Raw genomic sequence first — 26,141 nt, 5'->3', positions numbered from 1 at the left:
GGGTGACCTGTGATCTCCCTGTCCCTCGCCGAGATCGCCAGGATCACCGGCGGACAGATGCACGACATACCGGACGCCGGCGCCGCGGTCACCGGATCCGTCGTGATGGATTCCCGCCAGGTCCGCCCCGGCGGTCTGTTCGTCGCGTTCGCCGGTGAACGCGCCGACGGCCACGACTTCGCCGCGGGCGCGGTCGCGGACGGTGCGGTGGCCGTGCTGGCCGCCCGGCCCGTCGGCGTCCCCGCGATCGTGGTCGACGACGTGGTCGCCGCCCTCGGCGCGCTCGCCCGCGCCGTCGTCGAGCGCCTCGGCACCAAGGTCGTCGCCCTCACCGGATCAGCCGGGAAGACCAGCACCAAAGATCTCATCGCCCAGCTGCTGCAGCGGCACGGGCCGACCGTCTGGCCGGAAGGCAACCTCAACAACGAGATCGGGCTGCCGCTGACCGCGCTGCGCGCCGACGCCTCGACCCGCCATCTCGTCCTGGAGATGGGCGCCCGCGGCGTCGGCCACATCCGCTATCTCACCGGGCTGACCCCGCCGGAGATCGGCGTCGTGCTCAACGTCGGCACCGCCCACATCGGCGAGTTCGGCGGCCGTGAGCAGATCGCCGTGGCCAAGGGCGAACTCGTCGAGGCGCTCCCGGAGCACGGCGTCGCGGTGCTCAATGCGGACGATCCGTACGTCAGCGCCATGGTCTCGCGGACGAAAGCCCGTACGGTCCTGTTCGGCGAGGCCCGAAATGCCGAGATCCGTGCCGAGAATGTCCGGCTCACCGCTCTCGGACAGCCCGCTTTCACGCTTCACACACCCTCCGGGTGCAGTGATGTGACCATGCGGCTGTACGGTGAGCACCACGTGTCGAACGCGCTCGCCGCGGCCGCCGTCGCCCATGAGTTGGGCATGCCCGTAGACGAGATCGCCACCGCGCTCTCCGAAGCCGGCACGCTCTCCCGCTGGCGCATGGAGGTCACCGAGCGCGCGGACGGCGTGACGGTCGTCAACGACGCCTACAACGCGAACCCCGAGTCCATGCGAGCGGCGCTGCGAGCGCTGGTCGCGATGGGCACCGCCGCCAAGGCGAAGGGCGGTCGTACGTGGGCGGTGCTCGGTGAGATGGCCGAGCTCGGCGAGGACTCGCTCGCCGAACACGACGCGGTCGGACGCCTGGTCGTCCGGCTCAACGTCAGCAAGCTCGTGGCGGTCGGCGGCAGGGAAGCGGCCTGGCTCGACATGGGCGCCAAGAACGAGGGTTCGTGGGGTGAGGAGTCGGTGCACGTGTCCGACGCGCGGGCGGCGGTCGACCTGTTGCGCAGCGAGCTGCGACCGGGAGACGTCGTGCTGGTGAAGGCGTCCAGGTCGGTGGGTCTGGAGCGGGTGGCCGAGGCATTGCTGGACGCCGCGGGCGCCCAGGGCGGAGCCGCATCCCGATGAACTCCATGAAGCAGATCCTCTTCTCGGGGATGATCGGGCTCTTCCTGACCCTGATCGGCACCCCGCTGCTGATCAAACTGCTGGCCAAGAAGGGGTACGGGCAGTTCATCCGCGATGACGGCCCGCGCACCCACGGCAGCAAGAAGGGGACGCCCACCATGGGCGGCATCTCCTTCATCCTGGCGACGATCATCGCCTACGCCGTGACGAAGGTGATCACCTCCAGCGATCCGACCTTCTCCGGTGTGCTGGTGCTCTTCCTCTTCGCGGGCATGGGCCTGGTCGGCTTCCTCGACGACTACATCAAGATCGTCAAGCAGCGTTCGCTGGGCCTGCGGGCCAAGGCGAAGATGGCCGGCCAGCTGATCGTCGGCATCGCCTTCGCGGTGCTCTCGCTGCAGTTCGCGGACCTGCGGGGCCAGACCCCGGCCTCCGACCGGCTGTCCTTCACCCAGGACTTCGGCTGGCAGGTCGGCCCGGTGATCTTCGTGATCTGGGCCCTGTTCATGATCCTGGCGATGTCCAACGGCGTGAACCTCACCGACGGACTCGACGGCCTGGCCACCGGCGCGTCGGTGATGGTCTTCGGCGCGTACACGTTCATCGGCATCTGGCAGCACCAGGAGTCCTGCGCCAACCAGATCACCGCGGGACCGGGCTGTTACGAGGTCCGCGACCCCCTCGATCTCGCGGTCGTCGCCTCCGCCCTGATGGGTGCCTGCTTCGGCTTCCTGTGGTGGAACACCTCGCCCGCCAAGATCTTCATGGGCGACACCGGCTCGCTGGCCCTGGGCGGCGCGCTCGCCGGCCTGGCGATCTGCTCCCGTACGGAGCTGCTGCTCGCCCTCCTCGGCGGCCTCTTCGTCCTGATCACCATGTCCGTGGTCATCCAGGTCGGCTCCTTCAAGCTGACCGGCAAGCGGGTCTTCCGTATGGCGCCACTTCAGCACCACTTCGAGCTAAAGGGGTGGTCGGAAGTCCTTGTGGTGGTCAGGTTCTGGATCATTCAGGGCATGTGCGTGATCGTCGGACTCGGCATCTTCTACGGCGGCTGGCAGGCAGCGAAGTGACCACGCAGGGCCCGGTGGACTTCACCGGTATGCACATCACCGTCGCCGGCCTCGGCGTGAGCGGCGTTCCCGCCGCCCGCGCCCTGGCCGGCCTCGGCGCCCGGGTCACCGTCGTCAACAGCAGCGACGGTGAGCGCGAGCGCGCGCAGGCGGCCGAGCTCGAGCCCCTGGGGGTGACCGTCCGCCTCGGCGACGGCGACACCCTCCCCGAGGGCACGGAGCTGGTTGTCACCACCCCCGGCTGGAAGCCCACCAGCCCCCTCTTCCTCGCCGCCGAGAAGGCGGGCATCGAGGTATGGGGCGATGTCGAGCTGGCCTGGCGGCTCCGCGGCCCCGACGCCGCGCCCTGGCTGGCGGTCACCGGCACCAACGGCAAGACCACCACCGTCCGGATGCTGGCGTCGATCCTGGAGGCCGAGGGCCTGCGCACGGCCGCCGTCGGCAACATCGGCGTCCCGCTCGTGGACGTGGTGCTGGGCCGGGGGCAGGAGGGGGAGGAGCCCTGCGGGCCCTATGACGTCCTCGCCGTCGAGCTCTCCAGCTACCAGCTGCACTGGGCGCCCTCGGTACGCGCCCACTCCGCGGCCGTCCTCAACCTCGCCCCGGACCACCTCGACTGGCACGGCTCCATGGCGGCGTACGCGGCCGACAAGGGCCGGATCTACGAGGGCAACACCGTCGCCTGCGTCTACAACGTCGCCGACCCGGCGACCGAGGAGCTGGTCCGCGCGGCCGACGTCGAGGAGGGCTGCCGGGCCATCGGCTTCACCCTCGGCACCCCCGGCCCGTCCCAGGTGGGCGTGGTCGAGGGTCTTCTCGTCGACCGCGCCTTCGTCGCCAATCCGCAGACCGCCCAGGAGCTCGCCGAGATCGGTGACCTCGCCTCCCCCGCGCCGCACAACGTCGCCAACGCGCTCGCCGCCGCGGCCCTGGCGCGGGCCTTCGGGGTGCGCCCGGCCTCCGTACGCGACGGACTGCGCGCCTTCCGCCCCGAGCCGCACCGCATCGAGCACATCGCGGACGCCGGCGGCCTCACCTACATCGACGACTCCAAGGCCACCAACACCCACGCCGCCGAGGCGTCGCTGGCGGCGTACGAGCACATCGTGTGGATCGCCGGCGGCCTCGCCAAGGGCGCGACCTTCGACGAGCTGGTGCAGAAGTCGGCGAAGCGGCTGCGCGGGGTGGTCCTGATCGGCGCCGACCGGGCGCTGATCGGCGAGGCCCTGGCGCGACACGCCCCGGATGTCCCGGTCGTCGACCTCGGCCGGACCGACACTGGGGCGATGTCCGAGGCCGTACGGGAAGCCACCCGGCTCGGCAGGCCCGGCGACACCGTTCTGCTGGCCCCGGCCTGCGCCTCGATGGACATGTTCGTCAATTACACCAAGCGGGGCGAAGCCTTCGCCGACGCCGTCCGTGAGCAGACCGCCACGGGCGGCGCGGACACCGCGGAAAACTAGCCGCTCCCCGCTGCCGTCGGCGACCCGCGGCGCGCGCACCTGTGGAGGGGACGAGGATGACGGCCCGACCGGCCAAGGCTGTGTCCCGACGGCCCCCGCGCCCGGCCCGGCGCACCTCCGCGGTGCGCCCGCCGCGCGCCGGCCGCGGCGGGCCCCGGCGCCTCTACAGCCGTGTCCGGCGGGCCTGGGACCGGCCGCTGACCGCCTACTACCTCATCCTCGGCGGCAGCCTGCTGATCACCGTCCTCGGGCTGGTGATGGTCTATTCGGCCTCCCAGATCAAGGCCCTGCAGTCCGGCCTCGCCCCGTCGTACTTCTTCCGCAAGCAGCTGCTCGCGGCGGCCATCGGCGGGGTCCTGCTGCTGGCCGCGTCCAGGATGACCGCGAAGCTGCACCGGGCGATGGCCTATCCGCTGCTCGCGGTCTCGGTGTTCCTGATGTGCCTGGTTCAGATTCCGGGCATAGGGGTCGCGGTCAACGGCAACCGGAACTGGCTGAGCCTCGGCGGTCCTTTCCAGATGCAACCGAGCGAGTTCGGCAAGCTCGCCCTGGTCCTGTGGGGCGCCGACCTGCTGGCCCGCAAGCAGGAGCGGAAGCTGCTGACGCAGTGGAAGCATCTGCTGGTGCCGCTGGTCCCGGTCGCCTTTCTGCTGCTCGGGCTGATCATGCTCGGCGGCGACATGGGCACCGCGATCATTCTCACGGCGGTCCTCTTCGGGCTGCTGTGGCTGGCCGGCGCCCCCACCAGGCTCTTCACGGGGGTCCTGGGCGGCGCGGTGGCCATCGGGGCGCTGCTGATCCTCACCAGCGCCAACCGGATGTCCCGGCTGGCCTGCATCGGCGCCACCGATCCCGGCCCCGGCGACCAGTGCTGGCAGGCGGTGCACGGCATCTATGCCCTCGCATCCGGCGGATTCTTCGGTTCCGGCCTCGGTGCGAGTATGGAAAAATGGGGTGAACTCCCTGAACCGCACACCGACTTCATCTTCGCCATCACCGGGGAGGAACTGGGCCTGGCGGGGACGCTGTCGGTACTCGCCCTCTTCGCGGCTCTAGGCTATGCGGGTATCCGCGTGGCCGGACGCACGGAGGACCCCTTCGTCAGGTACGCAGCGGGAGGCGTGACCACCTGGGTCATGGCCCAGGCCATGATCAACATGGGTGCGGTGCTCGGCCTGTTGCCGATCGCCGGAGTCCCGCTCCCGCTGTTCTCCTACGGAGGCTCCGCCCTGCTGCCGACGATGTTCGCCATCGGGCTGCTGATCGCCTTCGCGCGTGACGAGCCCGCTGCGCGGGCGGCACTGGCTTTGGCTACGCGGAAGCCGGTTTTCGGCAGAAAACCGGCTGGGGTGAGATGGAAAACGATGAGACGGCGCGTCGCCCGACGGCCGTCCGGAGAGCGGTGAATTTCGGTGCATGTCGTACTCGCCGGTGGGGGGACCGCCGGCCACATCGAGCCCGCGCTCGCCCTCGCGGACGCCCTGCGCAGGCAGGACCCCACCGTGGGGATCACGGCACTCGGCACGGAGAAGGGCCTGGAGACCCGGCTCGTCCCGGAGCGCGGCTACGAGCTCGGCCTGATCCCGGCCGTACCGCTGCCGCGCAAGCCCACGCCCGAACTGATCACCGTCCCCGGGCGGCTGCGCGGCACGATCAAGGCCGCCGAGCAGATCCTGGAGCGCACCAAGGCGGACTGTGTCGTCGGCTTCGGCGGCTATGTCGCGCTGCCCGGCTATCTGGCCGCCAAGCGGCTCGGTGTGCCGATCATCGTTCATGAGGCCAACGCCCGGCCGGGCCTGGCCAACAAGATCGGCTCGCGGTACGCCAAGTTCGTCGCCGTCAGCACCCCCGACAGCAAGCTGCGCGGTGCCCGCTACGTCGGCATTCCGCTGCGCCGCACCATCGCCACCCTGGACCGCGCGGCCGTCCGCCCCGAGGCGCGCGCCGCCTTCGGGCTCGACCCGAACCTGCCGACTCTTCTGGTGTCCGGCGGCTCCCAGGGCGCCCGCCGGCTCAACGAGGTCATCCAGGCCACCGTGCCCGCACTCCAGCGCGCCGGTATCCAGGTCCTGCACGCGGTCGGCCCGAAGAACGAACTGCCGCATGTGGACAACATGCCCGGGATGCCGCCGTATGTGCCGGTACCGTACGTGGACCGGATGGATCTTGCGTACGCTGCGGCCGACATGATGCTCTGCCGCGCGGGCGCGATGACCGTCGCCGAACTGTCCGCCGTCGGGCTCCCGGCCGCCTTCGTCCCGCTGCCCATCGGCAACGGCGAACAGCGGCTCAACGCCCAGCCGCTGGTCAACGCCGGCGGGGGCCTGCTGGTCGACGACGCCCAGCTGACCCCGGAGTGGGTGCAGTCCAGCGTGCTCCCGGTCCTGTCCGATCCGCACCGGCTGTACGAGATGTCCCGCGCGGCCTCCGAGTTCGGCCGCCGGGACGCCGACGAACTGCTGGTCGGCATGGTGTACGAGGCGATCGCGCAGCAGCAGTAGCGAACGAGCAAAGGCAGGGGAGCGTGGCCGGACTCAGAACCGCCCGGCGCGGTGACAGCAAGCGGCCGTCCGGCCCGCCCTCCGCCCGTGCGCCGCACCCGCGCCGAACCGCATGGCTGCGCATCCCGTTCGGCACCCCGCGCCGCCGCCGGTCGGTCCTCGTGCTGGTCCTCGTGGCGGGCCTCGGCGGCTTCGGCGGCTGGGCCCTCTACGGCTCGGACTGGTTCCGTGTCCGTGACGTCAAGGCCGTCGGCACCCGGGTTCTGACGCCGGATGAGGTGGTGGCCGCGGCCCGCGTCCCGAGGAACGCGCCGCTGCTCTCGGTGGACACCGGCGCGACGGTCCGCCGGATCCGGGCCCGGCTGCCGCGGATCCGGACCGTGGAGGTGATCCGGTCCTGGCCGGGCACCATCGCGCTGAAAGTGTCGGAAAGAACGCCGGAACTTGTGCAGCGATCGGGCGGAAACTATCGCGAAGTGGACCGCGAGGGCGTCCGTTTCGCCACCGTCCGTACCGTCCCCAAGGGCGTTCCGCTTCTGGAAATGGCCGTTTCCGATTCTCCGAGCCTGTCCCGTTTCGGAACCGGCCGTCTGCGTCGCGCCGCGGCGGACGCCGTCGGGCAGCTCCCGGGCGCGGTCCGCAAGGACCTGCGCACGGTCCGCGTCACCTCTTACGACTCCCTCACCCTGGAGTTGACGGGGGCTCGTACGGTCGTATGGGGCAGTTCCGAACGGGGCGCGGAGAAGGCCAGGGTGCTCACCGCCCTGCTGAAAGCGGCGCATGGGGCGCGCCACTTCGACGTCTCGGTGCCCAGCGCCCCGGCCGCAGCGGGGAGTTGACGTACGTAGCCGCAGGCCAGCACCCTGGATGGCTACGACTATGGGTGATCACATAGGGTGAAAAGAAAAACGGGAGGTTCGGCGTGTTCGTTGAACGCGCGCGCCTTGTCGACTTAGTGTCTCGTTCCAAAGGGACTGTGGAACCAAGGAACACAGGCACAGGTAACCCTAAACTTAAGGTTTAGGGTTCGGGTCGGCAACACGGACCGTCCCAATCGGCATCAGTCGGCGCCCACACGGAATGTGAGGCGGCGACACGTAACTCGAGGCGAGAGGCCTTCGACGTGGCAGCACCGCAGAACTACCTCGCAGTCATCAAGGTCGTCGGCATCGGCGGCGGTGGCGTGAACGCCATCAACCGGATGATCGAGGTCGGGCTCAAGGGCGTCGAGTTCATCGCGATCAACACCGATGCACAGGCGCTGCTGATGAGCGACGCCGACGTCAAGCTCGACGTCGGCCGCGAAATGACGCGCGGACTCGGCGCGGGCGCCAACCCGGACGTGGGCCGCAAGGCGGCCGAGGACCACCGCGAGGAGATCGAGGAGGTCCTCAAGGGGGCCGACATGGTCTTCGTGACCGCGGGCGAGGGCGGCGGCACGGGCACCGGCGGTGCACCCGTCGTCGCCAACATCGCCCGCTCGCTGGGCGCCCTGACGATCGGTGTGGTCACCCGGCCGTTCACCTTCGAGGGCCGCCGTCGCGCCAACCAGGCCGAGGACGGCATCGCCCAGCTGCGCGAAGAGGTCGACACCCTCATCGTGATCCCCAACGACCGGCTGCTGTCCATCTCGGACCGCCAGGTGAGCGTGCTCGACGCGTTCAAGTCCGCGGACCAGGTGCTGCTGTCGGGTGTCCAGGGCATCACCGACCTGATCACCACCCCCGGCCTGATCAACCTCGACTTCGCGGACGTCAAGTCCGTGATGTCGGAGGCCGGCTCGGCCCTCATGGGCATCGGCTCGGCGCGCGGCGACGACCGCGCGGTGGCCGCCGCGGAGATGGCGATCTCCTCGCCGCTCCTGGAGGCGTCCATCGACGGCGCCCGCGGGGTGCTGCTGTCCATCTCCGGCGGCTCCGACCTCGGTCTCTTCGAGATCAACGAGGCCGCGCAGCTGGTCAGCGAGGCGGCGCACCCGGAGGCCAACATCATCTTCGGCGCGGTCATCGACGACGCGCTGGGCGACGAGGTCCGGGTCACCGTCATCGCCGCGGGCTTCGACGGCGGCCAGCCGCCGGCCCGCCGCGACGCGCAGTCCGCGCTGACCGCCCCCAAGCGCGAGGAGCCGGCCCCGGCCCCGCGCCCGGTCAACCCGCCCGAGCCGCGGGCCTCGTCCTTCGGCGGCCTGGGCTCGGTGCCCGTACGGGACGCGGGGACGGCCCCCGCGGAGCGAGCCGGCGAGCCGGCCCCGGCGGAGTCCTCCTCCCCGCTGGGCGAGTCCTCCTCGTCCTCGGCCGGCGGGGCGCAGGTTCCCCCGGCCCGTCCGTCGTACGCGGACAGCGCGGCCGAGGAGCTCGACGTCCCCGACTTCCTGAAGTGACCAAAGCACCGAAGTGATAGGGCAACAGCACCACGAGAGCGGCGCGCATTTCGCCTTCACCGACAGGTGGGGCGGGGTGAGCGCCGCTCCGTATGATCAGCTCAATCTGGGCGGCGCGGTCGGCGATGACCCCTCGGCGGTCCGTACGAACCGGGAGCTCGCCGCCGGGGAACTCGGCCTCGATCCGGCCGCGGTGGTCTGGATGAACCAGGTCCACGGCCGGGACGTGGCCGTGGTCGACGGCCCCTGGGGCACCGGCGGGATCCCGTGCGTGGACGCGGTGGTGACCGCCCGTCCGGGTCTCGCGCTCGCCGTACTGACCGCCGACTGCACCCCGGTACTGCTCGCCGACCCGGTCGCCCAGGTGGCCGGGGCCGCGCACGCCGGGCGGCCGGGCCTGGTCGCCGGGGTCGTCCCCGCGGCGGTCGAGGCGATGACCGGGCTGGGCGCCGACCCCGCGCGGATCATCGCGTACACCGGGCCCGCAGTCTGCGGACGCTGCTACGAGGTGCCGGAGGCGATGCGCGCCGAGGTCGCCGCGGCCGTGCCCGAGGCCTGGTCGACGACCAGTTGGGGCACCCCCGCGGTGGATGTCACCGCAGGTGTCCGGGCCCAACTGGCCGCGGCGGGCGTGCCGGTGCGGGAGGACGCCCACGTCTGCACCCGCGAATCGGCGGACCATTTCTCCTATCGGCGGGACCGCACCACGGGGCGGCTCGCGAGTTATGTATGGCTCGGGGACCCCCCGGCCGCAGGCCGGGGGAGGCTGAGCGTGTGACGGACGTGCGGAAAACGGAACTTGCCGACAACCTGGCGGCGGTGGAGAACCGTATCTCCACCGCTTGTGCCAAGGCCGGCCGGCCGCGTGAAGAGGTGACCCTGATCGTGGTCACCAAGACGTACCCGGCGAGCGACGTCCGGCTGCTCGCGGAGCTGGGGGTGCGGCACGTCGCGGAAAATCGCGATCAGGATGCGGCACCGAAGGCCGCCGAATGTGCCGATTTGCCTCTTACTTGGCACTTCGTCGGTCAATTGCAGACGAACAAAGTGCGGTCCGTCGCCCGCTATGCCGGACTTGTCCAGTCGGTCGACCGGGCCCGGCTCGTCACCGCGCTCTCCCGGGAGGCGGTGCGCGCCGAGCGGGAGCTGGGATGCCTGATCCAGGTGGCGCTTGACGCGGAGTCAGGGCGGCAGGGGGACCGGGGCGGAGTGGCACCGGACGGTGTGCCGGCGCTGGCCGAGGCGATCGCCGGGGCCCAAGGGCTGCGGCTGGACGGTGTGATGACCGTCGCGCCGTTGAGCGGACCGTATGCCGGGCGGCAACTCGCCGCATTCGAACGACTCATGGAAATCTCAACCGACCTGCGCGTCAACCATCCTGCTGCCAACATGGTGTCAGCAGGCATGAGCGCGGACCTCGAAGACGCCGTGCGGGCCGGGGCGACACATGTGCGCGTCGGCACTGCGGTACTCGGAGTCCGACCACGGCTCGGGTAACGTCGCGAAGCAAGTCGGACCACAGCACAAAATATGGTCATTCCCGTCAAAAGGGGGCGGGTAGGCCGAAAGTGGATCCAAGGCGCCCGGTGACGGAGCCGATCCACCACAGAGCGGAGGACGCAGAGAATGGCCGGCGCGATGCGCAAGATGGCGGTCTACCTCGGCCTCGTGGAGGACGATGGGTACGACGGCCGGGGTTTCGACCCCGACGACGAGTTCGAGCCCGAGCTTGACCCGGAGCCGGAACGGGGTCGGCGCCAGCAGCACCAAGTCCAGGCGGAAACACGCCCGGAACGGGAGGAACCGGTCCGTGCCGTGACACCCCCGGCGCAGCGTGAACCCGCCCCGATCGCCGCGGAAAGCGGACGACCCGCCCGAATCGCCCCCGTGGCATCCATCACACCCGACCGCCCGAATCTGGAGAAGAACGCACCGGTGATCATGCCCAAGGTTGTGTCCGAGCGGGAGCCGTACCGCATCACGACGCTTCACCCCCGGACCTACAACGAAGCCCGTACCATCGGGGAACACTTCCGTGAGGGCACTCCGGTGATCATGAATCTCACAGAGATGGATGACACAGACGCAAAGCGACTTGTCGACTTTGCGGCCGGTTTGGTGTTTGGTCTTCACGGGAGCATCGAGCGGGTGACGCAGAAGGTGTTCCTGTTGTCGCCTGCTAACGTCGATGTCACGGCGGAGGACAAGGCCCGTATCGCAGAGGGCGGGTTCTTCAACCAGAGCTGAGACGCAACACCGGGCAACACCGAGGCCGGCAAGGCCGAGACGGGATCAAGGGGAGAGGGACGCGCGAGATGAGTGTCGCTGGTCAGGTGATCTATATCGCGCTGTACTGCTTCCTGATCGTGTTGATCTTCCGGCTGGTGATGGACTACGTGTTCCAGTTCGCCCGTTCATGGCAACCCGGCAAGGCGATGGTGGTCGTTCTGGAGGCCACCTACACTGTCACCGATCCGCCACTCAAGCTTCTGCGGCGGGTCATTCCGCCGCTGCGTCTCGGGGGCGTGGCGCTCGACCTGTCCTTCTTCGTATTGATGATCATCGTCTACATCCTGATCACCGTCGTGAGGTCGGTGTTGTTGTGAACGATACGGTCTTGCCGATTGCCGACGACTACGTTGAGGTGAAGTAGAGATGCCGTTGACCCCCGAGGACGTGCGGAACAAGCAGTTCACGACCGTCCGCCTCCGAGAAGGCTATGACGAGGACGAGGTCGATGCCTTCCTCGACGAGGTTGAAGCAGAGCTGACCAGGCTGCTCCGGGAGAACGAGGACCTGCGCGCCAAGCTGGCCGCTGCCACCCGCGCCGCTGCGCAGAACCAGCAGCAGCAGGGCCTGCGCAAGGGACCCGACCAGCAGCAGCCGCAGCAGCAGCGAGGCGGGGCCCCGGTGCCCGCCGCCATATCCGGTCCGCAGCCGGTCCCGCCGCAGCAGCAGGGGATGGGTGGCCCGCCCCAACTGCCCGGTGGTGCACCGCAGCTGCCTCCAGGTCCCGGTGGCCACGGCGGCCCGCAGGGCCCGCACGGTCCCGGTCCGATGGGCCCCGACGGCCCGATGGGCGGCCCCCTGGGCGGCCCCGGCGGTCCGCAGCAGCTGCAGCAGGGCGGCGGCCAGCAGGGCGGCCCCGGCGGTGACAGCGCGGCGCGCGTGCTGTCGCTGGCGCAGCAGACCGCCGACCAGGCGATCGCGGAGGCCCGTTCCGAGGCCAACAAGATCGTCGGCGAGGCGCGCAGCCGCGCCGAGGGCCTGGAGCGGGACGCCCGCGCCAAGGCCGACGCGCTGGAGCGGGACGCGCAGGAGAAGCACCGCGTAGCGATGGGCTCGCTGGAGTCGGCCCGCGCCACGCTGGAGCGCAAGGTCGAGGACCTGCGCGGCTTCGAGCGCGAGTACCGCACCCGCCTGAAGTCGTACCTGGAGAGCCAGCTGCGCCAGCTGGAGAACCAGTCCGACGACTCGCTGGCCCCGCCGCGGACCCCGGCGCCCACCGCCGCGGCCTCGCTGCCGCCGTCCCCGTCGATGGCGTCGGCCGGTGCGGGCACCATGGGCGGCAACCACACCATGGGTGGTAACCACACCATGGGCGGCGGCCAGTCGATGGGCAACGGCGCCGGTGGCGGCCCGTCCTACGGCGGTCAGCAGCAGATGTCGCCGGCGATGACCCAGCCGATGGCACCGGTACGGCCGCAGGGCCCGTCCCCGATGGGACAGGCGCCGTCGCCGATGCGCGGTTTCCTCATCGACGAGGACGACAACTGACGTCCGCCCAGCGCTGACGTCGGCAATCAAGGGCCGGGCCCCGAGGACTTCCTCGGGGCCCGGCCCTTTTGCCGTGTGCGGTGCCGTGCCGGGGGGCGCGGTCCGGCCGCCCCGTTACGGCGAAGCCCCCGGCACACCGGGTGCCGGGGGCTTCGCCGTAACGGCCGTGCCGTCGCCGCTTACGCCTTCCGCAGGTGGAACGTCAGGCCCAGGCTCTCGTCCGTGAACGCGGAGCCGAAGGAACCGTCCGGCTCGCCCTGGGCGTAGTCCGTGGCGAGGACCTCGTCGGAGATCAGGGCGGCGTGGTCGGTCAGGGCCGTGCGGACGTCCTCGTCGGTGGCCGACCAGCGCAGGGCGATCCGGTCGGCGACGTCCAGCCCGCTGTTCTTGCGGGCCTCCTGGATGAGCCGGATGGCGTCACGGGCCAGGCCCGCGCGGCGCAGCTCCGGGGTGATCTCCAGGTCGAGGGCGACCGTCGCGCCGGAGTCGGAGGCCACCGACCAGCCCTCGCGCGGGGTCTCGGTGATGATGACCTCGTCCGGGGCGAGGGTGACGGTCTCGCCGTCGACCTCGACGGACGCCGTGCCGTCGCGCAGCGCCAGCGACAGGGCCGCCGCGTCCGCCGCCGCCACGGCCTTGGCCACCGCCTGGACACCCTTGCCGAACCGCTTGCCGAGGGCACGGAAGTTGGCCTTGGCGGTGGTGTCCACCAGGGAGCCGCCCACCTCCGAGAGGGAGGCGAGGGAGGAGACGTTCAGCTCCTCGGCGATCTGGGCGCGCAGGTCCTCGGAGAGACCGGCGAAACCGGCCGCGCCCACCAGCGCGCGGGACAGCGGCTGCCGGGTCTTGACGCCGGACTCCGCGCGGGTCGCGCGGCCCAGCTCGACCAGGCGGCGGACCAGCAGCATCCGCTCGGAGAGCACCGGGTCGATGGCCGCCTTGTCGGCCACCGGCCACGTGGCGAGGTGGACGGAGTCCGGGGCGTCCGGGGTGACCGGGACGACCAGGTCCTGCCAGACCCGCTCCGTGATGAACGGGGTCAGCGGGGCCATCAGGCGGGTGACCGTCTCGATGACCTCGTGGAGGGTGCGCAGCGCGGCCGGCTCGCCCTGCCAGAAGCGGCGGCGGGAACGGCGGACGTACCAGTTGGAGAGGTCGTCGACGAAGGAGGAGAGCAGCTTGCCGGCGCGCTGGGTGTCGTAGGCCTCCAGCGCCTGGGTGACGCCGTCGACCAGGGTGTTCAGTTCGCCGAGCAGCCAGCGGTCCAGCAGCGGGCGGTCGGCCGGGGCCGGGTCGGCGGCGGACGGCGCCCAGCCGGACGTACGGGCGTACAGGGCCTGGAAGGCGACGGTGTTCCAGTAGGTGAGCAGCGTCTTGCGGACGACCTCCTGGATGGTGCCGTGGCCCACCCGGCGGGCGGCCCACGGAGAGCCGCCGGCGGCCATGAACCAGCGGACCGCGTCGGCGCCGTGCTGGTCCATCAGCGGGATCGGCTGGAGGGTGTTGCCCAGGTGCTTGGACATCTTCCGGCCGTCCTCGGCCAGGATGTGGCCCAGGCAGACGACGTTCTCGTACGACGACTTGTCGAAGACGAGGGTGCCGACGGCCATCAGGGTGTAGAACCAGCCGCGGGTCTGGTCGATGGCCTCCGAGATGAACTGCGCCGGGTAGCGCTTCTCGAACAGCTCCTTGTTGCGGTACGGGTAGCCCCACTGCGCGAACGGCATCGAGCCCGAGTCGTACCAGGCGTCGATCACCTCGGGGACGCGGGTCGCCGTGAGCGAGCAGCCCTCGGCGGTGCAGCCGAAGGTGATCTCGTCGATGAACGGGCGGTGCGGGTCCAGGCCCGACTGGTCGGTGCCGGTCAGCTCGGTCAGCTCGGCCAGCGAGCCGACGCAGGTGAGGTGGTCCTCCTCGCAGCGCCAGATGGGCAGCGGGGTGCCCCAGTAGCGGTTGCGGGACAGCGCCCAGTCGATGTTGTTGTTCAGCCAGTCGCCGAACCGGCCGTGCTTGACCGACTCCGGGTACCAGTTGGTGTGCTCGTTCTCGCGCAGCAGGGCGTCCTTGACCGCGGTGGTGCGGATGTACCAGGACGGCTGGGCGTAGTAGAGCAGCGCGGTGTGGCAGCGCCAGCAGTGCGGGTAGCTGTGCTCGTAGGCGATGTGCCGGAAGAGCAGGCCGCGGGAGGAGAGGTCCTCGACCAGGGTCTGGTCGGCCTTCTTGAAGAAGGCGCCGCCGACCAGCGCCAGGCCCTCCTCGAAGGTGCCGTCCGGGCGGACGGGGTTGACCACCGGCAGGCCGTACGCCTTGCAGGTCCTGAGGTCGTCCTCACCGAAGGCCGGGGCCTGGTGGACCAGACCCGTACCGTCGTCGGTGGTGACGTACTCGGCGTTGACGACGAAGTTGGCGCCCTCCAGCTCGACGAGGGAGAACGGGCGCTCGTACGCCCAGCGCTCCATCTCGCGGCCGGTGAAGGACTGCCCGGTGGCCTCCCAGCCCTCGCCGAGGGCCTTCTCCAGGAGGGGCTCGGCGACGACCAGCTTCTCCGTGCCGTCGGTGGCGACGACGTAGGTGACGTCGGGGTGCGCGGCGGCGGCGGTGTTGGAGACCAGGGTCCAGGGGGTCGTCGTCCAGATCAGGAGGGACGCCTGGCCGGCGAGCGGGCCGGAGGTCAGCGGGAGGCGGACGTAGACCGAGGGGTCGACGACGGTCTCGTAGCCCTGCGCCAGCTCGTGGTCCGACAGGCCGGTGCCGCAGCGGGGGCACCAGGGGGCGACGCGGTGGTCCTGGACCAGCAGGCCCTTGCCGAAGATCTCCTTGAGCGACCACCACACCGACTCGATGTAGTCGGGGTCCATGGTGCGGTACGGCGCATCCAGGTCGGTCCAGTAGCCCATCCGGGTCGTGAGCTCGGCGAAGGCGTCGGTGTGCCGGGTCACCGACTCGCGGCACTTGGCGTTGAACTCGGCGATGCCGTACGCCTCGATGTCCTTCTTGCCGCTGAAGCCCAGCTCCTTCTCCACGGTCAGCTCGACCGGGAGGCCGTGGCAGTCCCAGCCGGCCTTGCGGTCGACGTGGTAGCCCTGCATCGTGCGGAACCGGGGGAAGACGTCCTTGAAGACGCGGGCCTCGATGTGGTGGGCGCCGGGCATGCCGTTGGCCGTCGGCGGGCCCTCGAAGAAGACCCACTCGGGCCGGCCCTCGGACTGCTGGAGGGTACGGGAGAAGACCTTCTGCTCCTGCCAGAACTCGAGCACCGCGTGCTCGAGGGCGGGGAGGTCTACCTGGGCGGGTACCTGGCGGTACTGGGGCTGCTCACTCATCGGGGGTTTCCTCCGGCGGACACCTGCTGCGTTCTCCGTCCGGAGGGACGAGAGCCTGGGCTCCCGCGGTACCACCCTCCTTGGCGGTGCCGCTGGCACCGCCCCCTCATTGGGGTCGCGCTGCCGGTTCTACTCGCCCTGGGCGGCCCGCGGCCCGTGGGCGGAGCCCACTGTCCAAAGCTTTCTTCCGGCGGCTCCGGGGTGATCTTCACGTCGTGCACGCCCCCGGGCTCGCACCGTCCCCGGGTCGCTGCTGGCTGCGTACGACGCTACTCGTCCCATCAATGCCTCTCGCTGCGCCCAGTGTACGGGGCCGCGCCGACAGGGGCCGACCGTATTTTTCCCGGGGCCCCGGGCGGGGGCGCCGCCCGGGGAATGACCCGAATGGCCGGATAGCGGCTCCGGGGTGTGCGGCGCGGGCAGCGGGGCACAACCGAGGCAGACCGGGCGCACGGGCGGGGCGGCCGGTCCCGCCGGGCGGTGCGCCCCGTTGCCGCGTGCCGTGTGGCGATTTATCGTTCCCGTCACGATTCGCGCACAAGCTCACATATGTGAAGGGGTCGCGGCCATGGTGGCGAAAAAGACCGCCGCGCAGAGGAGCTCGACGCCTGCCGATGAGGCCGATGAGGCTGCCGCGAAGCAGCCGGCACCGGCGAAGACGGCTCCGGGGACGAAGACGGCCCGGACGAAGACGGCTCACCCGCATACGGCCCGGAAGACGACAGCCCCGCAGAAGGCAGCCCCGAAGGCGACAGCACCGAAGAAGGCAGCGGCGAAGAAGGCGGACCCGAAGACGGCGCAGAAGGCGGAAGCCAAGGCACCGGCTGGGAAGGCCGCGGCAAAGACCTCCGGCACCAAGACCTCCGGCACCAAGACGGCCGGCACCAGAACAGCAGTCACCAAGACGGCGTCGAAGACGGCGGCGAGGAAGACCGCGGCCAGGAACGCCGCGGTGCCCGCGAAGAAGACGGGAGCCCACACGGTGGTGGCGAAGAAGACGGCGGCCGCTGAGGCGCACGCCATGGACGGCACGGTGGACAGCGCGGTCCCCCCGGCCCGGGTGGCCGCGGCGGCCCCCGGCGAACTCGCCGTACGGCCCGGCGAGGACCCCTGGACCCCGCAGGAGGTCGACGAGGCACGGTCCGGCCTGCTGGGCGAGGCGGGACGGCTGCGCGCGGAGATCGTCGCGTCGGAGGACGCCATCGCCGGGCTGATGCGGGACTCCGGTGACGGTGCGGGGGACGACGAGGCCGACACCGGCAGCAAGAACATCACCCGCGAGCACGAGCTGGCGCTGGCCTCCAACGCCCGCGAGATGCTCCAGCAGACCGAGCGGGCACTCGGCAGGCTGGACGCGGGCACCTACGGCCTGTGCGAGAACTGCGGCAATCCCATCGGGAAGGCACGGATGCAGGCCTTTCCGCGGGCGACGCTGTGTGTGGAGTGCAAGCAGAGGCAGGAGCGGCGGGTGTGAAGGGGGAACGGCGGGGCTGACGCCGCGCCGGATTTCGTCGCGGGCGGCGCCCGTACCGCCCGCGACCGTACGTGCGTGTCGTACGCTCGTGACCGGTCAGGCGTGGCCTGACAGCTGACTCGAACGGGCTGAGGACTCACACGTGGCAAAGGCGGAACGCATCACCAGCACGCCGGAATCCGGGCCGGGTTCCGGAGCGGATCCGGGGGCCGACAGCGAGCCGGGTGCCGAAGGGGGACAGCCGGTGGAGCCGGATCCGGAACCGGAGCAGAAGGCAGGCCGGGGCAAGCGGCGGATCCTGGCGCTGCTGCTGGTGGCCGCCGTGGTCTACGCGCTGGACCTGGGCAGCAAGCTGCTGGTCGTCGCCAAGCTGGAGCACCATGCGCCGGTCGAGGTCATCGGGACGCTGCTGCAGTTCAATGTGATCCGCAACCGCGGCGCCGCGTTCAGTATGGGCGAGGCGCTGACGATCTTCCTCACGATCATCGCGGCGACCGTGATCCTGGTGATCGCCCGGATCGCCCGCAAGCTCTACAGCCTGCCCTGGGCCATCTCGCTCGGGCTGCTGCTCGGCGGCGCCTTCGGCAATCTCACCGACCGGATCTTCCGCTCGCCGGGCGTCTTCGAGGGCGCGGTGGTCGACTTCATCGCCCCGGCGCACTTCGCGGTCTTCAACCTCGCCGACTCCGCGATCGTCTGCGGCGGCATCCTGATCGTGATCCTGTCCTTCCGGGGGCTGGATCCGGACGGCACCGTGCACAAGGACTGAGCGGCACCCCGCGGCGGGGCGGGGGCGGGGCCAGGAGTCCGGCGCCCGGCCGGGCACCCCGGCGGGACTGCCATACTCGTGGGGTGAGCACGCTTCCCGAGATCCGCACCCTGCCCGTACCGGACGGCCTGGAGGGCGAGCGCGTCGACGCCGCGCTCGCCCGTATGTTCGGTTTTTCCCGGACGAAGGCGGCCGAGCTCGCCACCGCCGGAAAGGTCCGGGTCGACGGATCCGAGGTGATGAAGTCCGAGCGGGTCTCCGGCGGCGCCTGGCTGGAGGTCGAGATGCCGCAGGCCGCGCCGCCCGTGGAGATCGTCGCCGAGCCCGTCGAGGGCATGGAGATCGTGCATGACGACGACGACATCGTAGTGATCGTCAAGCCGGTCGGCGTCGCGGCGCACCCCAGCCCCGGCTGGAGCGGGACCACCGTCATCGGCGGTCTCGCCGCGGCCGGCTACCGCATCTCCACCTCCGGCGCCGCCGAGCGCCAGGGCATCGTGCACCGCCTCGACGTCGGCACCTCCGGCCTGATGGCCGTGGCCAAGTCGGAGCGCGCCTACACGTCGCTGAAGCGGCAGTTCAAGGAGCGCGTCCCCGAGAAGCGGTACCACGCGCTCGTGCAGGGCCACCCGGACCCGATGAGCGGCACCATCGACGCCCCCATCGGCCGGCACCCGCAGCACGACTACAAGTGGGCGGTCACCGCCGAGGGCAAGCCGTCGGTCACGCACTACGACCTGATCGAGGCGTTCCGCGCGGCCAGCCTGCTGGACATCAAGCTGGAGACCGGCCGTACGCACCAGATCCGGGTGCACATGGCCGCGCACCGCCACCCCTGCGTCGGCGACCTGACGTACGGGGCCGACCCCACCCTCGCGAGGAGGCTGGGTGTCGGCCGGCAGTGGCTGCACGCGGTCCGGCTGGGCTTCGAGCACCCCTCCGACGGGCGGTGGGTCGAGTTCGAGAGCGCGTATCCGGACGATCTGCAGCATGCGCTGGACACCGTGCGGGACGAAAGCAGCTGACGGACAGCAGGTGACGGCGGCGGCTGAGGAAAGCTGCAGACGCAGGCGGCTTGCACAGCGGGTGATCGAACAGAACATGGCACGCTGGGGACGAAAGTGATCAGACCCGACCCCGGAGCGTAGCCACCGTGGACCAGCTGGCTCTGCTGTTCGTCCTGCTGCTCGGAGCCGTGGTCATGGTGCCGGTCGGCGACCGGCTCGGGCTGCCGTCACCGGTGCTGATGACCCTCGCCGGGGCCGTGCTGGCGCTGCTGCCGTTCGTGCCCAACGTCGAGGTGCCGCCCGAGTTCATCCTGCCGCTGGTGCTGCCGCCGCTGCTCTACGCCGCCGTGCAGCGCACCTCCTGGCGCCAGTTCACCGCCAACGTCCGGCCGATCTTCCTGCTCGCCGTCGCGCTGGTCTTCGCGACCACGGCCGCGGTCGCCGCGGTCACCCAGGCGGTGGTGCCCGGGATGCCGGTCGCCGCCGCGGTGGTGCTCGGCGCGCTGGTCGCCCCGCCCGACCCGGTGGCCGCGACCGCCGTCGCCGGGAAGCTGGGACTGCCCCGCCGGATGGTCTCCATCCTCGAGGGCGAGGGGCTGTTCAACGACGTCACCGCGATCGTGCTCTACCACGTGGCGCTGACCGCGGCGGTCAGCGGCACCTTCTCGGTGCCCGCCGCGGTCGGCTCGCTGGTCCTGTCCGCGGTCGTCGCCATAGCGGTCGGGCTCGTCCTGGGCTGGGCCACCAACAAGCTGATGGCGCTGCTCGGCGATCCCACACTGCAGATCGGGCTGACGCTGCTGGTGCCGTTCGTCGCGTACGTCCTGGCCGAGAACTTCCACGGTTCCGGCGTCCTCGCCGTGCTGACCACGGCCCTCTTCCTGGCCGAGTACGCGGTCGACGCCGACGACGTGCTGGGCCGGCTGGCCGGCTACACCTTCTGGGAGGTCGTCGACACCCTCGTCACCGGTGTCGCCTTCGGGCTGATCGGACTGGAGCTGCACAACATCTTCGGGGCCGCGTCCGAGCGGTGGGGCGCGCTGCTGGGCGCCGGCGCCGCGGTGGTCGCGGTGGTCGTGGCCGTGCGGCTGGTGTGGCTGCTGCCCGCCGCCTGGCTCGCGAAGCGCATGCACCGGCGACGGCGCCCCGCGGCATGGCCGGCCGGGGCAGGAGCCGTTGGTGGTGCCGCTCGGTGCGCGCGGTGGCATCGGTGGCGCGGGTGGCGCGACTACGACGAGGACATCCCGGTGAGCTGGCGGGAGACCCTGATCCTGTGGTGGTCGGGGATGCGCGGGGTGGCCTCGGTGGCGCTGGCGCTGGCCATCCCGTACACCGTGGACGGCGGCGGTGACTTCCCCGCCCGTCAGGAGATCCTCTTCATCGCCTTCGCCGTCGTGCTCACCACGCTGCTCGTCCAGGGGCTGACGCTGCCGTGGCTGGTGCGCACCCTGCGGGTGCGGGCCGATGCCGATGCCGAGGACGCGCTGGAGCGGGAGCTGGCGATCCGGGTGATCAAGGCGTCCAAGCGGCGGCTGAAGGAGATCCTGGCGGTCGAGGAGCTGCCCGAGGAGGTCAGCGACCAGCTCTCGCGCCGGGCCTACGACATCGGCGCCCGCATCGCGCCGGACATCGTGGACGACGAGCGGCGCGAGCTGTTCGACAAGCGGATCACCCGGATGAAGAAGGTGCAGCGCATCCAGGGCGAAATGCTCTCGGCCGCCCGGCACGAGGTGCTGGCCGCGCGCAGCGAGCCCGGCGCCGACCCGGAGATCGTGGACCGGGTGCTGCGCCACCTGGACATGCGCAGCCTGCGCGGTGCGCCGTAGCGGCCCCGGACGGCGCGCCGGCCCCGCCCGTCAGTCCCGCCTCCCGTCCCTGGGAACCTCGTGGTGGCCCAGGGGCGCGGGCGCGGTGGCGATCCGCGGCAGCGCGTACGCATGCTCCGTCCGCAGCCACTCGATCATCCGCTCCCGCACCTGACAGCGCACCGCCCAGATGGCGTCCGCATCGCGGGCGGTCACCAGCGCCCGGACCACCATCGTGGACGGCGTGGTGTCGGTGACCACCAGGCTCCAGGACCGGCCGTCCCAGTCCTCGCACTCCTGGAGGATCTCGTACAGGCGCTGGCGCATCTTCTCCACCGGCGCGCTGTGGTCGAGATGGAAAAGCACGGTGCCGGTCATCTGCGCGCCGCCGCGCGACCAGTTCTCGAACGGCTTGCCGGTGAAGTACGAGACCGGCATGGTGATCCGCCGCTCGTCCCAGGTCCGCACGGTCAGGAAGGTCAGGGTGATCTCCTCGACGGTGCCCCATTCGCCGTCCACGACGACGGTGTCGCCGATGCGCACCATGTCGCCGAACGCGATCTGCAGCCCGGCGAAGAGATTGCCCAGCGTGGACTGGGCGGCGATACCGGCGACGATGCCCAGCAGCCCGGCCGACGCCAGCATGGACGCGCCGACCGCCCGCATCTCCGGGAAGGTCAGCAGCATCGCGGCCGCCGCGACGATGATCACGGTGGCGGTCACCACCCGCTGGATCAGCGTCACCTGGGTCCGTACCCGCCGCACCCGCGCCGCGTCCCGCCCGCTCGCCGCATAGCGGGTGTATGACGATTCGACGACGGCGGCCGCGGCGCGGATGAGCAGCCAGGCGGTGGCCGCGATCAGCACCAGGGTCAGCGCCTGGCCGACCCCCGCCTCGTGCTCGTCGACGGGCGCCAGCCCGGTCTCGTCGTACGCGCCGCGCAACAGGGCGGCGCACAGCACCACTTGGGCCGGTATCCGGCAGCGGCGCAGCAGCCCCCACAAGGGGGTCTCGGGATGCACGGCGTCGATCTTGCGCAGCATCCGGTCGGCGAGCCAGACCAGGATGACCGTGACCACGATCGAGCCGCCGATGACGACTACGGGGCGCAGCACGTCCTCCAGGGACACGGATACCTCCTCGGTGCGTCCGGTGCGGTGTGCTCGGGCCGGTCTTCCGACCGTAGCTGGCACCATGGGGCGGAGCGATACACCTCAGGCAAGTTCAGTAGGTTCAGGGAAGTGTTCAGGGAAGTGATGTCGGTGTCCGAGCCCAGCGAGGCCGCTACCAGCGGGTCCGCGACGATTGTCCTGTTTCATTCGGTGTGCGGGCTGCGCCCCGCCGTGCGGGAGGCGGCGGACCGGCTGCGGGCGGCGGGCCATGAGGTGATCGTCCCCGATCTGTTCGACGGCCGGACCGCGGACTCGGTGGCGGAGGGCATGGAGATCAAGGACGGGATCGGCAAGGAGGAGCTGCTCAAGCGGGCCGTTGCGGCCGTGGCCCCGTACTCCGACCGCGGTCTGGTCTATGCCGGCTTCTCCTTCGGCGGCTCGATCGCGCAGAACCTCGCGCTGGCCGACGAGAAGACCAGCGGGCTGCTTCTGCTGCACGGCACCTCCGACATCGCCGAGGGCGCCGCCGCCGACGACCTGCCGGTGCAGCTGCACGTCGCCGACCCCGACCCGTACGAGCCGCACGACTGGCTGAACGCCTGGTACCTCCAGATGCGCCGGGCCGGCGCGGACGTCGAGATCTTCCGCTACGCCGGCGCCGGCCACCTCTACACCGACTCCGGTCTGCCGGATTACGACGAGGAGGCGGCGGAGCGCACCTGGAGGGTGGCGCTGGGGTTCCTGGCCGGGCTGTAGGCCCTCAAGGCCCCTCAGGCGATCGGCCGGTCGGCCTTCTCCATCCGCTGGGTGCCGGTCAGGGTCCGGTACGAGCGCAGCAGTGCGCTGGTGGCGTCCGGGTCGGTCTTGTCGGAGACGCCGTAGTAGTCCATCTGGGTGCGCTCGGCGCTGACGTCGAGGACGCCGTAGCCGTGCGAGTCCATGTCCAGCCACTTCACATGGCGGTTGGCGGCGCGGACGGCGGCGACCCCGGCCAGCGAGACCGTGTGCGGGGCGACATGCAGGAGGTCGTCCACGTTGTCCGAGGTGACGGAGGTGACCACGAACTCCGTCGCCACGGGCGGGGTGTGCGGATAGGTCGCGGCCTCCCGCGGCACCTCGTTGGCCCAGGCCATGTGGATGTCGCCGGTCAGGAACACCGTGTTGCCGATCCCGCGGTCGCTCAGGTGCGCCAGCAGTTCGCGGCGGTCGTCGGTGTAGCCGTCCCACTGGTCGGTGTTGACCGCCAGGCCCTCCTTGGGGATGCCGAGGACCTCGGCGAGCGGGCCCAGCAGATGCGCGGGTATGGAGCCGAACGCCACCTGCGAGATCATCACCGAGGTGCCGACCAGCCGCCAGGCGGTGTCGGAGCGCTCGAGTCCCGCCTTGAGCCAGTCCAGTTGGGCCCGGCCGGTGATCGTACGGCCGGGGTCGTCGACCGCGGAGCTGCCGGTCTTGGCCTGCTCGTCGCGGAAGGACCGCAGATCCAGCAGATGCAGATCGGCGAGCCTGCCGAAGCGCAGCCGGCGGTAGGTGGTCCCGGCGACGGAGGGCCGTACCGGCATCCACTCGAAGTACGCCTGCTTGGCCGCGGCCATCCGCTGCGACCAGTCGCCCTCGGCGCCGGGGGTGTGGTTGACCGCGCCGCCCTTCCAGGCGTTGTCGGCGAACTCGTGGTCGTCCCAGATGGCGATGACCGGGTGGGCGGCATGCATGGCCAGCGCGTCCGGGTCGGTCTTGTGGACGCCGTGCCGGATGCGGTAGTCGGCGAGGGTGAGCAGCTCGTGGGCGGGGGAGTGCGGGCGGACGACGTACTTGAAGGCGGGGTACTCGCCGGACTTGTACTCGTAGATGTAGTCGCCGAGGTGCAGCACGGCGTCCAGGTCGTGGCGCGCGGCCAGGTGGCGGTACGGCGAGAAGTAGCCCGACTCCCAGTTGGCGCAGGAGACCACGCCGAAGCGGACGCTGCCGGGCGCGGCGCCGGTGGCGGGCGCCGTCCGGGTGCGGCCGACGGGGGAGTGCTGTCCGCCGGCGGTGAAGCGGTAGTAGTAGCGGGTGGCCGGGCGCAGGCCGCGGACATCGGCTTTGACGGTGTGGTCGGCGGCAGCTGTGGCGGTGACGCTGCCGTGCGCCACGACGGCGGTGAAGGCCTCGTCCTCCGCCACCTGCCAGGCCACCTCGGCGGCCGGGCCGCGGCCGGAGCCGGGGGTGGCGTCGTCGGCCGGGGTCACCCGGGTCCACAGCAGGATGCCGTCGGGCAGCGGGTCACCGGAGGCGACGCCGTGCCGGAAGAACCGGGCCCGGTGCGGGGCCTCTTGGGCATGTGCCGTGGCGGCTCCGGCCAGCGGCAGCAGGGCGGCGGTGGCGGCTACGGCCGTAACGGCGGAGCGGCGTGAGATGTGGTCATGATCGGTCACGGCCGATCACCCTACTGGCCGGTAAGGGGAAGCGGGAGGGCGAAGGCCCGGATACCCGAGAATTCGCCCGCCCGTTCCCTGCTGCTCCCCTGCGGCCCTGCTACGGCCCTGCCGCGGCGGTCAGTTACCGGCCGTGGGGTCCTTCTCGCCCTTCTGGATCCCCTTGCCGCCGGCGCTGGGGTCCTTCTCGCCCTTCTGGATCCCCTTGGCCGGGCCGAACTCCTTGTCGATCATCTTCCGGAAGTTGTTCTGCGAGATCTTGTTGTACTCCGCCTGCGTCATCTGCCGCTGCGGGATCCGGTCCATGACCAGCTTCTTGTCGCCGTGGAAGAAGGTCGGCGTGCCCTTGACGCCCTTGCGGCCGAAGAGCGCGGTCATCTCCATCGTCCAGCGGTCGTAGGTGCCCTCCTTGACCGCCTTCTCGAACTCCTTGTTGCCCTTCAGCTCCGGCACCTCGGCGGCCACCTTGAGCAGCACCGAGTCCTTGGCGTAGAGGTCCTCCCGCTCATCGGGGTGGTTCTTGGCGGAGTACAGCGCGGTCTTGTACTTCAGGAAGGCGTCCGGGCTGACGTTGAGCGCCGCACCCAGCGCGCTGAGCGCGTTCTTCGAGCCCTCGCCGCCGGCCCCCATGGTGTCGATGAACGAGTACATCGTGTAGCGGACCTTGAACCGGCCCTCCTTGAGGTCCTTCAGCAGATCCGGGCCGCTGGTCTGCTCGAAGCCCGCGCACGCGGGACAGCGGATGTCCTCGAAGACCTCCAGGGTCTCCTTGGCCTTCGGGTCGCCTATGAGGATCTCGGTGCCGTTCCTGCCCTGGGTGTGGGCCGGCTTCACCAGCTTCGCCTCGGCGGCGGCCGCCCAGCCCGTGGGCTCGGTCAGCTTCATGATGCCGAAGCCGATCCCGCCGGCCACCGCCAGCACACCGACGACCGCGCCGGCGACGAGCAGCTGGCGGCGCGTCTTCTCCTGCTTCTTCTGCCGTTCGCGCTCCGCCCGGATGCGTTCCCGCGCCGCGGACTTGGCGGCCTGGCTGTGGCGATTGCTCATGGGGGGTTCCCGTTCCTCGGAGATGGTTGTACGGAGTGGTCACACAGCGGCCGTACGAGGGGGACCGCGGCGCCGTACGCAGTGCGCGAGGAGGGGGAACGGGGCGGCCGGCGGAAGGTGGCGCGGCGCCCCGCGGCGGGCCCGGCCGGGGCGGGAATTGTCGGCGGTACAGCCCGGTACGCGCAGAAGCGGGCGGAAGGCGAACGCGGCGACCGCGCGCAGCAGGCCGCCCGCGTGTGCGATCAGCCGGGCCGGCGGGGTGCCCGACTCCCCGCCCCGGCACAGCAGTTCCCTGCCGGCCGGGCGCAGCGGCACCAGAAGCGCGGCGGCCGCCCCGAAGCCGCGCTCCCGGCCGGTCAGCGCATACGCCGCCGCGCAGACCCCGGTGCAGACCGCGGCGAGTGCGGCGGGCGGCAACGGGGTGCCGGAGAGCAGGACATGGGAGGCGGCGGACAGGGCGACGCACAGCGCGGTGAACAGCCCCGCCCGTACCGCCCGATGTCCGCATCCCCTCCCTCGCATGCCGGGAGTCTGCCATGAGCACGGCAGACTCCCGGGTCAAGA

At 71.0% G+C, this 26,141-nt stretch carries 22 protein-coding genes; 17 read left to right on the top strand and 5 right to left on the bottom strand.

All coding sequences use genetic code 11. From position 1 onward, the window contains the following. Positions 1–9 precede the first annotated feature (9 nt). From ADL29_RS22915 to ADL29_RS22860, 12 genes are all read left to right on the top strand, one after another. Positions 10–1,434, top strand: a complete 1,425-nt coding sequence (locus tag ADL29_RS22915) for a UDP-N-acetylmuramoyl-tripeptide--D-alanyl-D-alanine ligase (RefSeq protein WP_053925486.1) — start codon at positions 10–12, stop codon at positions 1,432–1,434. Between the two features lie 5 nt (positions 1,435–1,439). Further along, positions 1,440–2,504 carry a phospho-N-acetylmuramoyl-pentapeptide-transferase gene (mraY, locus tag ADL29_RS22910; protein ID WP_046931340.1) on the top strand — a complete coding sequence of 355 codons (1,065 nt, stop codon included), beginning with the start codon at positions 1,440–1,442 and terminating at the stop codon, positions 2,502–2,504. 29 nt (positions 2,505–2,533) lie between these two features. Further along, positions 2,534–3,967, top strand: a complete 1,434-nt coding sequence (gene murD / locus ADL29_RS22905; protein ID WP_245689595.1) for a UDP-N-acetylmuramoyl-L-alanine--D-glutamate ligase — start codon at positions 2,534–2,536, stop codon at positions 3,965–3,967. Positions 3,968–4,023: 56 nt separating this feature from the next. Next, positions 4,024–5,373 carry a putative lipid II flippase FtsW gene (gene ftsW / locus ADL29_RS22900; RefSeq protein ID WP_053925484.1) on the top strand — a complete coding sequence of 450 codons (1,350 nt, stop codon included), beginning with the start codon at positions 4,024–4,026 and terminating at the stop codon, positions 5,371–5,373. A 6-nt stretch (positions 5,374–5,379) separates the two neighbouring features. Beyond that, on the top strand, positions 5,380–6,468 hold the full coding sequence (murG, locus tag ADL29_RS22895) for an undecaprenyldiphospho-muramoylpentapeptide beta-N-acetylglucosaminyltransferase (RefSeq protein ID WP_046928497.1): 1,089 nt from the start codon (positions 5,380–5,382) through the stop codon (positions 6,466–6,468). 23 nt (positions 6,469–6,491) lie between these two features. Then, positions 6,492–7,307, top strand: coding sequence for a cell division protein FtsQ/DivIB (locus ADL29_RS22890; RefSeq protein WP_053925483.1), 816 nt, complete (start codon positions 6,492–6,494; stop codon positions 7,305–7,307). Positions 7,308–7,591: 284 nt separating this feature from the next. Next, the gene (ftsZ, locus tag ADL29_RS22885) at positions 7,592–8,848 is read left to right on the top strand and encodes a cell division protein FtsZ (protein WP_053925482.1); all 1,257 of its coding nucleotides are present in this window, start codon (positions 7,592–7,594) and stop codon (positions 8,846–8,848) included. Positions 8,849–8,861: 13 nt separating this feature from the next. Next, on the top strand, positions 8,862–9,626 hold the full coding sequence (pgeF, locus tag ADL29_RS22880) for a peptidoglycan editing factor PgeF (RefSeq protein WP_078971207.1): 765 nt from the start codon (positions 8,862–8,864) through the stop codon (positions 9,624–9,626). Further along, on the top strand, positions 9,623–10,345 hold the full coding sequence (locus ADL29_RS22875) for a YggS family pyridoxal phosphate-dependent enzyme (RefSeq protein ID WP_053925480.1): 723 nt from the start codon (positions 9,623–9,625) through the stop codon (positions 10,343–10,345). Before pgeF ends, ADL29_RS22875 begins: the two co-directional genes overlap by 4 nt. A gap of 129 nt (positions 10,346–10,474) precedes the next feature. Next, positions 10,475–11,095: a cell division protein SepF gene (locus ADL29_RS22870; RefSeq protein WP_046928502.1), complete on the top strand. Its 621-nt coding sequence runs from the start codon at positions 10,475–10,477 to the stop codon at positions 11,093–11,095. Positions 11,096–11,163: 68 nt separating this feature from the next. Next, the gene (locus ADL29_RS22865) at positions 11,164–11,454 is read left to right on the top strand and encodes a YggT family protein (RefSeq protein WP_046928503.1); all 291 of its coding nucleotides are present in this window, start codon (positions 11,164–11,166) and stop codon (positions 11,452–11,454) included. A gap of 49 nt (positions 11,455–11,503) precedes the next feature. Then, positions 11,504–12,625, top strand: coding sequence for a DivIVA domain-containing protein (locus ADL29_RS22860; RefSeq protein ID WP_046928504.1), 1,122 nt, complete (start codon positions 11,504–11,506; stop codon positions 12,623–12,625). 179 nt (positions 12,626–12,804) lie between these two features. On the opposite strand, the gene ileS is transcribed toward ADL29_RS22860, so the two are convergent. Next, a complete protein-coding gene (gene ileS, locus ADL29_RS22855) occupies positions 12,805–15,948 on the bottom strand; it encodes an isoleucine--tRNA ligase (protein ID WP_053925479.1) in 3,144 nt (1,047 codons plus the stop codon). Between the two features lie 568 nt (positions 15,949–16,516). On the opposite strand from ileS, the gene ADL29_RS41395 reads away from it, so the two are divergent. The 4 genes from ADL29_RS41395 (at position 16,517) to ADL29_RS22835 (ending at position 21,024) form a co-directional block, all read left to right on the top strand. Then, a complete protein-coding gene (locus ADL29_RS41395; protein ID WP_053925478.1) occupies positions 16,517–17,422 on the top strand; it encodes a TraR/DksA family transcriptional regulator in 906 nt (301 codons plus the stop codon). Between the two features lie 142 nt (positions 17,423–17,564). Next, positions 17,565–18,191 (top strand): signal peptidase II, encoded by a 627-nt coding sequence (lspA, locus tag ADL29_RS22845; RefSeq protein WP_053925477.1) that lies wholly within the window; start codon positions 17,565–17,567, stop codon positions 18,189–18,191. 83 nt (positions 18,192–18,274) lie between these two features. Continuing rightward, positions 18,275–19,216: an RluA family pseudouridine synthase gene (locus ADL29_RS22840; protein WP_053925476.1), complete on the top strand. Its 942-nt coding sequence runs from the start codon at positions 18,275–18,277 to the stop codon at positions 19,214–19,216. 128 nt (positions 19,217–19,344) lie between these two features. Next, positions 19,345–21,024 (top strand): cation:proton antiporter, encoded by a 1,680-nt coding sequence (locus ADL29_RS22835; protein ID WP_053925475.1) that lies wholly within the window; start codon positions 19,345–19,347, stop codon positions 21,022–21,024. Positions 21,025–21,054: 30 nt separating this feature from the next. Here the strand turns inward: ADL29_RS22835 and ADL29_RS22830 are convergent, their stop codons facing one another. Further along, positions 21,055–22,128 carry a mechanosensitive ion channel family protein gene (locus tag ADL29_RS22830; RefSeq protein ID WP_053925532.1) on the bottom strand — a complete coding sequence of 358 codons (1,074 nt, stop codon included), beginning with the start codon at positions 22,126–22,128 and terminating at the stop codon, positions 21,055–21,057. Positions 22,129–22,266: 138 nt separating this feature from the next. On the opposite strand from ADL29_RS22830, the gene ADL29_RS22825 reads away from it, so the two are divergent. Then, positions 22,267–22,872, top strand: coding sequence for a dienelactone hydrolase family protein (locus ADL29_RS22825; protein ID WP_245689593.1), 606 nt, complete (start codon positions 22,267–22,269; stop codon positions 22,870–22,872). Positions 22,873–22,886: 14 nt separating this feature from the next. Here ADL29_RS22825 and ADL29_RS22820 read toward each other — a convergent pair whose 3' ends face one another. From ADL29_RS22820 to ADL29_RS22810, 3 genes are all read right to left on the bottom strand, one after another. Beyond that, entirely contained in the window at positions 22,887–24,530 is a 1,644-nt protein-coding gene (locus ADL29_RS22820; RefSeq protein ID WP_053925473.1) for an alkaline phosphatase D family protein, read from the bottom strand. A 120-nt stretch (positions 24,531–24,650) separates the two neighbouring features. Continuing rightward, positions 24,651–25,577, bottom strand: coding sequence for a thioredoxin domain-containing protein (locus ADL29_RS22815; RefSeq protein WP_053925472.1), 927 nt, complete (start codon positions 25,575–25,577; stop codon positions 24,651–24,653). 39 nt (positions 25,578–25,616) lie between these two features. After that, positions 25,617–26,099: a hypothetical protein gene (locus tag ADL29_RS22810; RefSeq protein ID WP_053925471.1), complete on the bottom strand. Its 483-nt coding sequence runs from the start codon at positions 26,097–26,099 to the stop codon at positions 25,617–25,619. Between the last annotated feature and the right edge of the window lie 42 nt (positions 26,100–26,141).

Origin of the sequence: Streptomyces chattanoogensis, from assembly GCF_001294335.1 — a bacterium.
GTDB classification, from domain to species: domain Bacteria; phylum Actinomycetota; class Actinomycetes; order Streptomycetales; family Streptomycetaceae; genus Streptomyces; species Streptomyces chattanoogensis.
This window is presented reverse-complemented; position numbering and strand designations above follow the sequence as displayed.

What these genes read in the sequence shown, in the direction of transcription:
- ADL29_RS22870 (WP_046928502.1), top strand. Translation starts at nt 10,475, where the DNA reads ATGGCCGGCGCGATGCGCAAGATGGCGGTCTACCTCGGCCTCGTGGAG.
- ADL29_RS41395 (WP_053925478.1), top strand. Translation starts at nt 16,517, where the DNA reads ATGGTGGCGAAAAAGACCGCCGCGCAGAGGAGCTCGACGCCTGCCGAT.
- ADL29_RS22860 (WP_046928504.1), top strand. Translation starts at nt 11,504, where the DNA reads ATGCCGTTGACCCCCGAGGACGTGCGGAACAAGCAGTTCACGACCGTC.
- murD (WP_245689595.1), top strand. Translation starts at nt 2,534, where the DNA reads ATGCACATCACCGTCGCCGGCCTCGGCGTGAGCGGCGTTCCCGCCGCC.
- ADL29_RS22810 (WP_053925471.1), bottom strand. Translation starts at nt 26,099, where the DNA reads ATGCGAGGGAGGGGATGCGGACATCGGGCGGTACGGGCGGGGCTGTTC.
- ADL29_RS22865 (WP_046928503.1), top strand. Translation starts at nt 11,164, where the DNA reads ATGAGTGTCGCTGGTCAGGTGATCTATATCGCGCTGTACTGCTTCCTG.
- mraY (WP_046931340.1), top strand. Translation starts at nt 1,440, where the DNA reads ATGAAGCAGATCCTCTTCTCGGGGATGATCGGGCTCTTCCTGACCCTG.
- ADL29_RS22815 (WP_053925472.1), bottom strand. Translation starts at nt 25,577, where the DNA reads ATGAGCAATCGCCACAGCCAGGCCGCCAAGTCCGCGGCGCGGGAACGC.
- ftsW (WP_053925484.1), top strand. Translation starts at nt 4,024, where the DNA reads ATGACGGCCCGACCGGCCAAGGCTGTGTCCCGACGGCCCCCGCGCCCG.
- ileS (WP_053925479.1), bottom strand. Translation starts at nt 15,948, where the DNA reads ATGAGTGAGCAGCCCCAGTACCGCCAGGTACCCGCCCAGGTAGACCTC.